A 13,869-nucleotide genomic window follows, 5' to 3' on the forward strand; every position below is an offset into this window, starting at 1 on the left:
TCGCTTAGCTTTTCCACAAAGTTGTTAGTCGAATTAATTTCTGTCTTTAACATGAATAGGCAAAATTTAATCATTAATTAACTAAAACTAACGTAACAATTAAACTCAATTAAGTATGCAAAGAAAAACTCATTACTTACTATTGTTTGTGCTGTTTCTCCTTACCACTGGTATGGTAGCACAGAGCAAGACTGTAACCGGTACGGTTACAGATGAATCTGGGATGCCTCTCTTGGGGGTTAATGTATTAGAGAAAGGAACTTCTAACGGTACATCTACAGATTTTGATGGAAAATATACTATAACTGTTGCAGATGAATCTTCTGTTTTAGAATTTACATCTATTGGTTATACGCTTAAAACTTCTTTTGTAACAGGTAAAACTACTGTAAATGTTACAATGGCTGAGGATGCAGAACAATTAGGCGAAGTTGTTGTAACGGCTTTAGGTATTAAAAAGGAAGCAAAAGCACTAGGATATTCATTAACAGAAGTTGGTGGAGACGAATTATCTAATGTAAAACAAGTTAGTGCAATTAACTCTTTACAGGGTAAAGTAGCTGGTGTAAACATTACACAAAACTCTACAGGTGCAGCAGGTTCTAGTAGAGTAATTATTCGTGGTAATAGTACATTAACGGGTAATAACCAGCCACTATACGTAGTAGATGGTATTCCTATTGGTAATGATAACAATGGATCATCTGGCACATACGGAGGTAGTGACGGTGGTGATGGTATCTCTAGTATTAATCCAGATGATATAGCTACTGTAAGTGTGTTAAAAGGTGGTGCAGCAGCAGCTCTTTACGGATCTAGAGCAGGTAATGGTGTTATTATTATAACAACAAAAAATGGTTCTCAGAAAAAAGGATTAGGAGTAGAAATAAGTAGTTCTGTTACTTTTGATGAGGTAGATACTTCTTTAACAGATTTTCAAACTACATACGGACAAGGAACTAGAGGTAGAGTACCATCTAACCAGTCTGAAGCTTTTGATTTAGGTTTATCTTCTTGGGGTCCAAAATTAGATGGCTCTAGTGTTGTACAGTGGGATGGTGTAGAAAGACCTTATTCTTATGCAGGTGATAATAGAGAGCATTTTTATAGAACAGGTACTACGTTTATTAATACAATTGCAATAACTAGTGGTTCTGAAAATATGAGTTACAGACTTTCTGTATCTGATCTTGATAATGAAGATATTGTTCCTAATTCAGGAATTAACAGAAAATCTTTTTCTTTAAACACAAGTGCAGTATTAGCAGATAAATTAACGAGTCAGGTTAACGTAAAATACATAGTAGAAAATGCAACTAATAGACCAAGATTATCTGATGCTCCTGGTAATGCAAACTATTCTGTAGCATTACTTTCTCCTAACATAGATGTACGTGATATGAATCCGGGTGCAAATCCAGATGGATCTGAAAGAGGATATTCTGCAAACATATACTCTCAAAACCCATACTACGCAGCTTATAACTTTAGCAATGAAGATTCTAAAAATAGAATTATAGCTTCTACTTCTCTACGTTACGAGATTTTAGATTGGTTATATGCTTCTACTCGTGTTGGTGTAGATCATTATACAAGAAAAGCAACTAATGTAGAACCTTGGGGAACAGCTTATAAAGTTTTAGGAGGTATGACAGAGACTGAGGGAAGATATACTCAGATTGATGCAGATGTAATGTTAGGTGTAAATAAAGCTATTACAGATAAATTTACCATAGATGGTTTATTAGGTGCAAACTCGAACCATATTAAAACTGAAAATTTATATTTAGGAGGAGACAATTTTGTTGTTCCTGGTTTTGAAGATATTTCTAATTTAAGAGATCAGTCTAGAAGTAGAGACTACCAAGAGAGAAAAATTTCTGGTATTTATGGTTCTCTAGGTTTTGCTTATGATAAATGGGCTTACTTAACATTTACAGGGAGAAACGATTGGTTTTCTACATTATCTTACCCTGGTAAAACAACACCAAATAACGAATTTTACTTCTCTGTAAATTCTAGTATTATTTTATCTGATGTTTTAGAGTTACCAAGCTTTATAGATTTCTTAAAAATTAGAGGTGGTTATTCTGGTGTAGCTGGTGGTGGAGATTCTGCCTATCAATTATCTCCAACATATCAAATATTTGGACAAGGACATCAAGGGCAAACATTAGGTAGAATTAACGGTAGTTCAGTTCCTAACGCAGATTTAGTTCCTTGGGAAAAGGATGAAACTGAAATTGGTTTAGATCTTAGACTTTTTGGTAGTAGATTATCTTTAGATGTTGCTTATTATCAAAATGAAACAACAAAAGATATTGTAAATATTTCTACATCTGTATTCTCTGGTTACGATAGTGCTACGGCAAATATTGGTAGCTTAGAAAATAAAGGTATAGAGTTTTTAATATCTGGAACACCAATAAAAACTGAGGATTTTAGTTGGAACACAAGCTTTAATGGAGCTTATAATAAAAGTGAAGTTACTGCAACTAATGATGACGGAAATCCTATTAGTTTAGATGAGCCAAGAACACAAAATGCTAGAATTACGCATATTGTAGGTGAGCCTTACGGTTCAATCGTAGGTGTATCTTATAATAGAGATGATACAGGTAATATTATTTACGATATAGATTCTGATGGTGTGCCAATTGCACAAGAAGGTGAACGTAAAATATTAGGAGAAGGTGTGCCACCATTAACTTTAGGATGGAGTAACACATTTAGATACAAAGATTTTAATCTTGGATTTTTAATAGATGGTAAATTTGGTGGGCAGATATTGTCTGGTACTAATGCATTAGGCTATAGTACAGGTTTACATAAAACAACTTTAGAAGGAAGAGAAAATGGATTAGAAGTTTCAGGGATAGATGGAGATACAGCTTTGCCATTTACAACAACAGTTGCTCCAGAAGATTTGCAAACATACTACGGAAGAGTTAGTCGTATTGCAGAAGAGTTTGTTGAGGATTCAGATTACATAAAATTTAGAGAACTTAGTATTGGTTACACTTTACCAGAAGCAATGTTAGAAAAGACATTTATTAATAGTGTAAGCGTTTCTTTAATTGCAAGAAACTTATTCTACATTTCAAGAAGTATAGATAATGTAGACCCAGAAAGTACATATAATGTAGGTAACTCACAAGGGTTAGAATATTTTGGTGTACCATCAACTAGAAACTATGGTTTTAGTCTAAATGTAAAATTTTAAGAACATGAGAAAAATATTATTTATATTATCATTTGTATTAGTTCTTGGAGCCTGTGATAAGGGTTTTGAAGAGTTAAACGTGAACCCTACTGCACCAAATCAGGTGCCAGTTACAACCAAATTTAGCGCAGCACAGTTGTATACTTCTGGTGAGCGTTATGAAAACTGGAGAGCAAATTTAATTTACTCTTCTACAATGATGCAACATTTGTCTACTACCGCTGGTTACTGGTCAGGAGATAAGTATACGTGGAATAAAGGGTATGCTTCTTCTATGATAGACCGTATTTACGGCAATGCTATTAAAACTGTAGAAGATATGCTTGTTCAATTAGATGAAGAAGAGCAGCCAGAAGAAATGAAAGCTATTACTAGAATAATGAGAGTTTTTATTTACCACAGATTAACAGATTTGTATGGTGATGTTCCTTACTCAGAAGCTGGTAAAGCTGTTATTACTGGTAACTTAACTCCTAAATATGACAAGCAAAGCGATATTTATGCAGATATGTTAAAAGAATTAGAAGAATCTGTAGCCGCTTTAGGTTCTGGAACTTCTGGTTTTGGAGATGCAGATTTAATGTTTCAAGGAGACCAGGCTAAATGGAAAAGATTTGGTAATTCTATGATGCTTAGATTAGGTCTACGTTTAATAAAAGTAGATGCTAGTGCTTCTGAGGCTTGGGTAACTAAAGCTATAACAGGTGGTGTCATGGAGTCTAATGCAGATATTGCTTACATACAGCATACTGTTGGACCAGAAGGGATTAATAAAAATGGTAATGGAGAAGCTTTTTCAGCGGATAGTAATCCTCGTATGAGTAAGACTTTTGTAGACTTTTTACAAGACGATCCTAGATTGCCAATTTTAGCTGCTCGTAGAAGTGATGGTAGTACTGCTATTGCAGATCTTAAAGGTTTACCTAATGGTTTAGATAGTCAGTTATTAGAAGAAGCAACAGGAGAATTAGATACAGATTTGTATGCAGAACCTAATAGAAGTATTATTACTGGTGAAGGTGCTCCAATGTTTTACCAAACATATGCAGAGGTAGAATTTATGTTAGCAGAAGCAGCAGAGCGTTGGGGCTTAGCTGGTGGTGATGCAGAGGTACATTACAATGCAGGTGTAAGAGCAGCAATGAAAATGTTATCAATTTATGGTGATGATGCTATTATTGCAGATGCAGACATAGATACATATTTAACTAATAACCCGTTTGATGCAGCTAATGCTATAGAGCAGATTAATACACAGTATTGGGCTGCCACTTTCTTAAATGAATATGAAGCTTTCGCAAACTGGAGAAGAGTAGGTTTTCCTAATTTAACACCAACAAATTACCCAGGTAATGAAACAGGTGGAACCATACCAAGAAGACTTACATATGCAACTAGCGAACAAAGTAATAACCCAGAGAACTATGCAGCAGCAATAGCTTCTCAAGGACCAGATGTACTTACAACAAGAGTATGGTGGGATAAATAATTTTTTAGTGTAATTATTTAGTTTTTTAAAAGAGGAGGGAATTATTCCTCCTCTTTTTTTAGTTACAATAAGAGCGCAAATAGCCTTAAATTAGTAAAATATTTCCTATTCAAAATAGTGTAACAATCTCAAAAAATGAAATTAACAAAAATACTTTTTCCCCTAATTGTACTTGTAAACACAGCCATATTTGCTCAAAGTAAATCGGCAATATCTTATGTAGATTATGTAAACCCATTGGTAGGTTCAGATTCTGAGTTTGCTTTATCTAACGGTAATACGTACCCAGCAATTGCTACGCCTTGGGGAATGAACTTTTGGACACCCCAAACAGGTAAAATGGGAGACGGCTGGGGATATACCTATGATGCTTTAAAACTTAGAGGTTTTAAACAAACGCATCAACCAAGTCCGTGGATCAATGATTATGCTGCTTTTTCCTTGTTTCCGGAAACAGGAAAATTAAAAATTAATGAAGATGATAGGGCTTCTTGGTATTCGCATAAATCAGAAATTAGTAAACCGCATTACTATAGCGCGTATTTGGCAGATTATGATGTAACTACAGAAATTACACCAACCGAAAGAGGAGCACAGTTTAGGTTTACATTTCCGGAGTCTAAAAAATCTCATATTCTTGTAGATGGTTTTTTTAAAGGGTCTATGGTAAAAATAATACCAGAAGAGCGTAAAATTATTGGCTATTGTAGAAATAATAGTGGTGGTGTGCCAGATAATTTTCACAATTACTTTGTCTTAGTTTTTGATAAAGATTTTGATGAGGTTCTAACGTGGAAAAAAGAAAAAGAAGGTAAAGAACAAACATCTTCTAGCAAAGAAGCAGAAGGCTATCACGTTGGTGCTGCAATTAGTTTTTCTACAAAAGATGGCGAGCAGGTTACGGCAAAAGTGGCATCGTCTTTTATAAGTTTAGAGCAAGCAGAGATCAACTTAAAAAGAGAAATTGGTAGTGATAGTTTTGATCGGACTAAAGAGAAAGCTGCAACTGCATGGAATAAAGAATTAGGACGTATGGAGGTAGCTGGTGGTACTGTAGAACAATACAGAACATTTTATACAGCTTTGTATCGTGTGTTATTATTCCCTAGAAAATTTTATGAGTTAAATGCTGCAGACGAAATAGTACATTATAGTCCTTACAATGGTAAAGTTTTACCTGGTTATATGTTTACAGATAATGGCTTTTGGGATACGTTTAGAGCTGTTTTTCCATTCTTTACTATCATGTATCCAGATTACTTAAGTAATGTAATGCAAGGCCTAGTAAATACATATAACGAAAGTGGTTGGTTGCCAGAATGGGCAAGTCCAGGACATAGAGATTGTATGATAGGGTCTAACTCTGCCATAAATATTACAGATGCATATTTAAGAGGTATTAGAGGTTTTGATATTGAGACCTTGTATGAGGCCGTTGTTAAAAACTCAACAAGTAAAGGACCTGTTAATTCTGTAGGTCGTTTTGGAGCTGAATTTTATAATGATTTGGGCTATGTTCCTTATGATGTTGGCGTAAACGAAAATGCTGCACGTACATTAGAGTATGCATATGCAGATTGGAGTATAGCAGAATTAGGAGAAGCTTTAGGAAAACCTAAAAAAGAGGTAAAATTGTTTAGAGAACGTTCTTTAAATTATAAAAATGTATTTGACCCTAAAATTGGTTTTATGCGTGGTAAAAATAAAGATGGTTCTTGGGCAACTACATACACGCCAGATAAATGGGGGGATGCTTTTACAGAAGGTGCTGCGTGGCATTGGACGTGGTGTGTTTTTCACGATCCGTTAGGGTTAGCAGATGACTTTGGTGGTGTAGACAAAATGCGTTCTAGATTAGACGATGTTTTTACAACAGCACCAACTTTTAACGATTCTTATTACGGACAACAAATACATGAAATTACAGAAATGTTAGTTGCAGATATGGGGCAATATGCACACGGAAACCAACCCATACAACACGCAATTTATTTGTATAATTGGTTAGAGCAACCTTGGAAAACGCAAATGCACACACGTAATGTAATGGATAAATTATATTCTTCTGCACCAGATGGTTTGTGTGGTGATGAGGATAACGGACAAACATCTGCTTGGTACGTATTTTCTGCAGTTGGTTTTTACCCTGTAACCCCAGGAACGGGTGAATATGCTCTGGGTAGTCCTTTGTTTAAAAGTATAAAAATGCATTTAAGAAATGGTAAAACTTTTACAGTAAACGCAGCAGAGAATACTAAAGAGAATATTTATATTGATGCAGTACAGAAAAACGGAAGTAGTTATGCTAAAAACTATATTACGTTTGATGATATTATGGATGGTACAACATACGATTTTAGTATGAAAAATGTGCCAAATAAGAGTAGAGGTACAGCTAAAGAAGCTAAGCCATACTCTATGTCAGTTACTAAAAAATAGGTTATAATTTTAAGAACTGGGTTATGTTTTAGTCAAGCGTAACCCAAGTTCCTAAATGAGCCTTATTGCTTAATGTATACCCTACTTTGTATGCATTCTCTGTTATTTCTATAATTTTCCCAGGTGCAGGTATAATGTTATTTTTTAAAAGTAATGTATTGTAGATTGCTAGATCTTTAGCAGAAATTACCTTTCCATTTTTTTTAATATTGGTGCCGTTAATTTCTAAAAGAAACTTCTCTTTTAAGGAAGATATATATCCTTTTTCTTTTAAGTTTTTTAAGAAATTAGTTAAGCTGGCATTGGCATTAAGAACTACAATGTTAGAATTTGTTTTGTAAAACGAGAAAGTATTGTTTTTGGTAATATTATATTTTGCTAAAATATTTTTATACTTCGCAATTTGGTTGTTATTTAGTTTAGTACCATTAATATATACTCCACTATGGTCTGCATTGCAAGCAATGTCATCCTTAGATGTTATTATACGGTCACTTAAAAGAGCAGATACTAGCTCTTTTTGCGCAGTAGGCCAGGTATAATTGTTGGCGTTTTGTGTAGTACTACTTAAAAATGTTTTATCACTATTTAATAGCGTTTTTAAAGGTGCACTAATGGCACCTTTATGACTAGCTTCTGTACTAATATTTGCAGCCTTTTCTGCTAAGCGTTTTGCTTCTTCTGCAATATGCATAGCATCTTCTTGGTAGCTTTTTAAGTTTGCTTGCTCTATACGTTTTGCCTCTTGTTGTATTCTGGTAGCTTCACGTTGCATTCTTTCTGCATCTCTAAGTAACTTATCAGCTTCACGCTGTAATTCTTCTGCTTCACGCTTTGTATCACTATTGCCAGTAATTGCTGTTTTTAAAGTTTTTCCTAGGGCTTCAAATTTATGAATTAGCGTAGCAGAAGCAACGTTTTTATCTAAGAATATTGTTAATTTTTTTGAGGTGAATTCTACATTGTAAACTTCATTATCATCGGCATTAGAAATCCAAGTATAAGAGTTTCCAGACTTTACCATTTTTTTAGATTCTAATTCATTTTTTAAGATGGATAAAAGGTCTGTATATCTTTTACTAGGAAATTTTGCTTTAAACTTATAGCTCCTATTTGTATTGCTAATGGCTATAGATACGTTGCCACTATAATCATCACTATTTGTGCTAGAGTAAGAAACCGTACTAGAGCTTGTTGTGTGTGTTACTGGTGGTGCTGGAGGTGTGGGTACTGTTTGCCCTAAAGCATTATGTATTGTAAAAAATAAGGCTATTTGTATTGCTACTATTGTTACTGTTTTCATAAGTTTTTGTTTTTAGTTTCTGCTTAATGCAGAAGTTTGTGACTACATTTTACTCCTTAATTTTAAATGTTAGACCAACACCACGCGCACTCTCTATAGAGATGTTGTTGTCTTCTTTAAAATATTTACGGAGTCTACTAATAAAAACATCCATACTGCGACCAGAGAAAAAATCGTCTGTACCCCAAACAGCAGTAAGCAGATCATCTCTTTTTACCATTTGGTTTTTATGTTCAAAAAAATAGGCTATTAACTGTGCTTCTTTTTCTGTAAGTCGTTGTGTGGTGTTGTTAAAAAGTAATTGGTAATTAACAGGGTTAAAAACATAGGCGCCTATGTTGTAACTACTGTTGCTTTTTGATTGATGAATGTTTTTTTGTGTTCTTTTTAATATATTTTTTAATCGTAGTATTAGTATATCTGCTTCAAAGGGTTTTACGATATAATCGTCCGCTCCAAGCTTTAAGCCTTTGATCTTATCTTCTTTCATTTTTTTGGCAGTTAAAAAAACAAAAGGAGTTTCTGGACTGTTGTTTATTATTTTTTCGGCTAAGGTAAAACCATCCATTTTTGGCATCATAACATCAAAAACACAAATGTCAAAAGGGTTGTTGTTGCTTGCTTCTTTTGTAAAAAAGTCTAACGCTTCTTTTCCATCTTTAGCCCAGGTAACCGCAAAATCGTGAATTTCTAAGTATTGCTTTAAAATACTTCCAAAATCAAAATCGTCCTCGGCTAATAAAACAGTTGTGTTTTGCATTAGTTTATAGGTGTTTTAATGGTAAATGTTGTTCCTTTATGTAATTGGCTCTCTATTGTAATAGTACCATTGTGGGCATTTATTATTTGTTTTGTATAATAGAGTCCTAGTCCTAATCCTTTTACATTGTGTAAGTTACCCTCTGTAACTCTATAAAATTTATCAAAAATTAAAGTTTGTTTTTTTTCTGATATTCCAATGCCATTATCGCTAATTTTAATACAATACTCACCATTTTTATGCTCTGTTTTTATACTGATTTCTATAGATTCTGTGCCATATTTTACTGCATTTTCTAAAATATTGAGCAATGCTGTTGTAAAATGAAACTTATCTATACGCAACAAAACTTCTGGAGTACAAACTTTGTTTACAATGGTAACATCTTGTTGCTGTACAGATAGTTTAAAATCTTCGATTAAATTTTTAAAATATTCGTTATCTATAACTTGTTCTCTGTTTAAAACAATTTCTTCAGCGCTAAGACTATTGGTCATTACCTGGTCTATTAGTTTTTGCAAACGTTCATTTTGCCTGTCTACAATATTAAGTGTGCTATTAAAAATTGCTTCGTTATTCTTAATTTCTGATTTTTTTAAACTTTTAGAAGCAATACTTAATGTTGCTAATGGCGTTTTTAACTCGTGCGTAATGTTGTTTATAAAGTCGGTCTTAATCGCTGTTATTTTTTTCTGTGTTATTAGGTTTTTTATAGAGTAATATAAAAGACCAATAACTATTAAAAATAAGAGCACGGAGGCAAAGAGTAAAAATGCCATTCTTTTATATACAATGCTTTTCCACTCTTTAATTACTATTTTATTTTCCGATTTAACCTCTAGATCAAATGTGTTTATTTTTATTTCACCTTCAATTTTTTCTACAAACTCTTGTTCAGAAAACCATTTGGCATTATTTATTGTTGTGGCATTTTTACCATCAAACTTTTCCCCAAATAATCTAGATTGATTTTTGCTTGCCGAAAATATAGTGTCGTTTTCAATTTTATCTAAAAGAACAACGCTGGTTAAATTCATTTTAAAATTTACGTCATACCCTAAATTAACTTTTTTTAATTCTTCTTTAAATATTCTTTTAAACTCGGTATTTAAACTGTCACTCTTTTCATTAGATCTACTTATAATTTCGGCTTTAGAGATGCGATTGTTTTTATAATCTGCTATGTTATTTTTTAAATCGTCTCCCCAAATATTATATAAAGAATCTAGTTTAGGGTTGTCATCTATAATAGAAATAACATCTGTTGTCTCGTTAATAAATGCCTTCTTTTTTAGTTGATAGGTATTGTTTATTAGGTATGCCTGTATAGAGGATAACGCTACTAAAACGAGTATAGCTGTACTTATTAATATGGTTGTTTTGTTTTTCATTGGTTTTTTTCTGCACCTCAAAAGTACCAATAAACCTAGATTAAGTAATACAAACGGAAGCCGTTAACCCTTCATTAACGTTAATATATGCTGTGTTTACCGTGTTTATAGGTCTTTTCCTTTTTTGTTAATTATTTAAAGCATCTAGTGGTCTTTGCATTAACCGCCCTTTAACCTTGGGTTAACCAACTTATTAGTAGAACAACCTCACATTTGCCGCATCAATAAAAAAACAATCAATTATGAAACTATCAAATAAATACAAAATGTATAAGTTACTCGTCTTTTGTGTATTAAGCCTTATGCTGTATAAGGTATCTGCTCAAAAAAGTATTACAATACACAAAGTTAGCGAACCTATAAAGATTGATGGAGAAGTAACAGAGTCTATTTGGGAACAACACTTAGAGACCGGTAATTTTATACAAACATTGCCAGAGTCTGGTAAACCATCTAGGCAACATACTGATATTGCTATTTTGTTTGATGATGCTTATTTATATGTTCTAGGTGTTTTACACGTTGTAAATAAAGAAGCAATAAGTAGCCAGTTAACCGCAAGAGACAATACTGGTAATGCGGATGTTTTTGGAGTACAAATAGATCCTTTTGGAGAGGCAAGAGAGGGTTACGATTTTTCTGTTACGGCAGCAGGAGTACAATCAGACCAAAAAATAACGGCAACCGATTCTTATTCTAACTATAACGTAGTTTGGCAAAGTAGCGTAAAATTATATGATGATAAATGGATTGTAGAAATGAAAATACCTTTTAATAGTATTCGGTTTCCTAAGGAGGGTTTAAGCAATTTTAAAATAAATTTTCAGCGTATAACAAATGGTTTAAACGAGGATTCTTATTGGAATCCTATACGGTTAGATGTAGATGGATATTTAAATCAGCTTGGAAATTTAAAGGGATTAAATGCGATAGCGCCACCACTTAATTTATCTTTTAACCCGTTTATATCTGTTGTAACCGAAAAGAGTCCTGTTGGAGATAAAAAGACAACATTTAATGGGGGTTTAGATTTAAAGTACGTACACAAAAATGCATATACATTAGATGTTTCTCTTATTCCAGATTTTAGTCAGGCTCCATCAGACGATCAAATTTTTAATTTATCTCCGTTTGAAGTGAAATTTAATGAGAACAGGCAGTTTTTTGTAGAAGGAACAGAGATTTTTGACAAGGGCGGATACTTGTACACACGTAGAATAGGAGGTAGCCCAATCTATAAGGATATTATTAAAAAGACTGATGAAGAAGAGATTACAGAAAACCCGGCAACCTCCAATATCGTAAACTTAATTAAGTTTACAGGTAAATCTAAAAACGGATTATCTATTGGTATTTTAAACGGAATAACAGCGAAAAGTGAAGCTCTTTTAAAAAATTCAACAACCCATAGCTCTAGAAAATTTGAAACAAACCCATTAAGCAATTATAATGCTATTGTTTTAGATAAAACACTAAAAAACAACTCTTCTTTAACTTTTATAAATAATTCCGTTCTACGTAGCGGTTCTGCATATGATGCTAATTTAACGGCGCTTTTATACAGATATTACAATAAAGATAGAACGTACTCTATGTACTTTAAGAAGGCACTTTCTCAAAAGTATTTTACTGTTGAAGAAGACCAATTTGGACACGAATATTATGGGTATGCAGGCAAAGTAAGCGGTAAATGGACAGGTGGTGTGTCTGTTAAATTAGTAGATGATAAATTTGATTCTAATGACTTTGGGTATTTGTCTAGAAATAATGAGCTACGCTTTAAAGGCGATTTACGATATACAAACAACAACCCAGAAAAAACTTTTTCTAGATACCAACTTTTTCTAGACCACCAACAAGTGTATTACCACAGTTTAATGCAGCAAGAACAAACCTACTACAAGTTGGGAAGCTATGGGGTTTTTAAAAAGAATAATCATACTGCTTTTGCGGAGTTTACATACTTACCCAAAGGGCGTAATTTTTATGAAGCTCGTACTAAAGACAGATATTTTAATATGCCTGCACAGACAGAGACTTTTTTGGAATACCAAACAAACGGTAATAAAGCACTTTCTTTATCTGGGTATATGGTCTTGGTTAAATATTTTAATTCTAATGAGTTTACTAATGCATTTATAGCAGGTTATGGCTTGCGAGCGCGAGTTGGTCAGCATTTTTCATTATATTTTAGTCAGGGTTTAGAAGATAAGCCAAACGGAGTGGGTTTTTTAACAAAGCAAGATAATAGTATTGTTTTTGGTCGTAGAAAAGTAAAAGAGTTAAGTAATGCAATTACATTAAATTACGCCGTAAATTCTAAACTAAATGTAAATATGCGTTTGCGTCATTATTGGATAACGGTAGATTATAAAGATCAATTTTCATTAAAAGAAAATGGAGATTTTACAACTAATAATTTTGCAATACATCCAGATGATTACGATGATAATTTTAATCAGTTTAATATAGATTTTATATCTAAATGGCAGTTTGCCCCAGCCAGCGAAATTAGCTTAGCCTGTAAGTTAGGATCCAATTATTACAGCACAGATGTAAACTCTGGCTATAGTGCCAACCTTAAAAAGGTTTTAGAAGAGAAAAATAGTACTACGATATCTTTAAAAATGACATACTTTTTAGATGCTAATATTTTTAAAAAGAGGAGTTAATTGTAATAAGAATTAGAATATTGACTTGTTGTTATTCCTTTTAAATTATGTACAATAAGATGGTGTAGAATTGTATTAAGATCATAGATCGTAAAAAGATGATCTACTGTAAATGCAATAGATTCTATTCTTAAAAAATAGAGTTCTGTAACTAATTTGAGATTTACATTGTTACGTATATTGCCTTCTTCTTTTGCTTTTTTTAGCAAATCTAAAATAGTAACGTATGCTAGTTCTATTCTAAAATTATCGAAAATAGTATACGCATCAGGATAATATTTTTTTAGGTCAAAAATAAAAGAGGGTTTAAAGTATCTAAGATACTCTAACCCTCTTTTGTATATTAATATAATAGTAAGTATAGCGTCTTTTTTATTATCCGCTACAATATTTTTAATGTCTACTTTGTATTCATCGATTAAAAACTCTAAACTATTTTCTACTAAAGTTTCTTTATTTTTAAAATGTAGATAAATTGTTTTTTTAGATATCCCTAGAATTTTTGCTAATTCATCTAAAGTTAAACGCTTGCTACCAAATTTTATAAAGTTGGTAATTGCACATTTTAAAAGTTCCTTTTTAGTAATCATTA

8 protein-coding genes are annotated in these 13,869 nt (G+C 32.8%); 4 read left to right on the plus strand and 4 right to left on the minus strand.

Annotation, left to right across the window (positions count from 1 at the left end; translation table 11 throughout):
• Positions 1-115: 115 nt before the first annotated feature.
• The 3 genes from M4I21_RS05700 to M4I21_RS05710 all read left to right on the plus strand — a co-directional run bounded on the left by M4I21_RS05700 (position 116) and on the right by M4I21_RS05710 (position 7,151).
• Positions 116-3,223 carry a SusC/RagA family TonB-linked outer membrane protein gene (locus M4I21_RS05700; protein WP_249558155.1) on the plus strand — a complete coding sequence of 1,036 codons (3,108 nt, stop codon included), beginning with the start codon at positions 116-118 and terminating at the stop codon, positions 3,221-3,223.
• A gap of 4 nt (positions 3,224-3,227) precedes the next feature.
• Entirely contained in the window at positions 3,228-4,712 is a 1,485-nt protein-coding gene (locus tag M4I21_RS05705) for a SusD/RagB family nutrient-binding outer membrane lipoprotein (protein WP_249558156.1), read from the plus strand.
• Between the two features lie 135 nt (positions 4,713-4,847).
• The gene (locus tag M4I21_RS05710; RefSeq protein ID WP_249558157.1) at positions 4,848-7,151 is read left to right on the plus strand and encodes a GH92 family glycosyl hydrolase; all 2,304 of its coding nucleotides are present in this window, start codon (positions 4,848-4,850) and stop codon (positions 7,149-7,151) included.
• 28 nt (positions 7,152-7,179) lie between these two features.
• Here the strand turns inward: M4I21_RS05710 and M4I21_RS05715 are convergent, their stop codons facing one another.
• Genes M4I21_RS05715 through M4I21_RS05725 form a run of 3 tightly spaced genes read right to left on the minus strand, consistent with a single transcriptional unit; the run spans position 7,180 to position 10,605 of the window.
• Positions 7,180-8,454, minus strand: a complete 1,275-nt coding sequence (locus tag M4I21_RS05715; RefSeq protein WP_249558158.1) for a hypothetical protein — start codon at positions 8,452-8,454, stop codon at positions 7,180-7,182.
• 49 nt (positions 8,455-8,503) lie between these two features.
• A complete protein-coding gene (locus M4I21_RS05720; RefSeq protein WP_249558159.1) occupies positions 8,504-9,214 on the minus strand; it encodes a response regulator transcription factor in 711 nt (236 codons plus the stop codon).
• Entirely contained in the window at positions 9,214-10,605 is a 1,392-nt protein-coding gene (locus M4I21_RS05725) for a sensor histidine kinase (protein ID WP_249558160.1), read from the minus strand. Before M4I21_RS05725 ends, M4I21_RS05720 begins: the two co-directional genes overlap by 1 nt.
• Before the next feature lie 242 nt (positions 10,606-10,847).
• Here M4I21_RS05725 and M4I21_RS05730 point away from each other — a divergent pair, with 242 nt between their 5' ends.
• Positions 10,848-13,277: a DUF5916 domain-containing protein gene (locus M4I21_RS05730; protein ID WP_249558161.1), complete on the plus strand. Its 2,430-nt coding sequence runs from the start codon at positions 10,848-10,850 to the stop codon at positions 13,275-13,277.
• Here the strand turns inward: M4I21_RS05730 and M4I21_RS05735 are convergent.
• A complete protein-coding gene (locus M4I21_RS05735; protein ID WP_249558162.1) occupies positions 13,274-13,867 on the minus strand; it encodes a TetR/AcrR family transcriptional regulator in 594 nt (197 codons plus the stop codon). The two genes, M4I21_RS05730 and M4I21_RS05735, sit on opposite strands and share 4 nt — an antisense overlap.
• Between the last annotated feature and the right edge of the window lie 2 nt (positions 13,868-13,869).

The sequence above is a fragment of the Cellulophaga sp. 20_2_10 genome, from assembly GCF_023476645.1.
Lineage (GTDB): Bacteria > Bacteroidota > Bacteroidia > Flavobacteriales > Flavobacteriaceae > Cellulophaga.

Excerpts from the sequence above, each read along its gene's own strand:
- M4I21_RS05700 (WP_249558155.1), top strand. The coding sequence starts at position 116 with ATGCAAAGAAAAACTCATTACTTACTATTGTTTGTGCTGTTTCTCCTT.
- M4I21_RS05710 (WP_249558157.1), top strand. The coding sequence starts at position 4,848 with ATGAAATTAACAAAAATACTTTTTCCCCTAATTGTACTTGTAAACACA.
- M4I21_RS05735 (WP_249558162.1), bottom strand. The coding sequence starts at position 13,867 with ATGATTACTAAAAAGGAACTTTTAAAATGTGCAATTACCAACTTTATA.
- M4I21_RS05730 (WP_249558161.1), top strand. The coding sequence starts at position 10,848 with ATGAAACTATCAAATAAATACAAAATGTATAAGTTACTCGTCTTTTGT.
- M4I21_RS05715 (WP_249558158.1), bottom strand. The coding sequence starts at position 8,454 with ATGAAAACAGTAACAATAGTAGCAATACAAATAGCCTTATTTTTTACA.
- M4I21_RS05720 (WP_249558159.1), bottom strand. The coding sequence starts at position 9,214 with ATGCAAAACACAACTGTTTTATTAGCCGAGGACGATTTTGATTTTGGA.
- M4I21_RS05725 (WP_249558160.1), bottom strand. The coding sequence starts at position 10,605 with ATGAAAAACAAAACAACCATATTAATAAGTACAGCTATACTCGTTTTA.
- M4I21_RS05705 (WP_249558156.1), top strand. The coding sequence starts at position 3,228 with ATGAGAAAAATATTATTTATATTATCATTTGTATTAGTTCTTGGAGCC.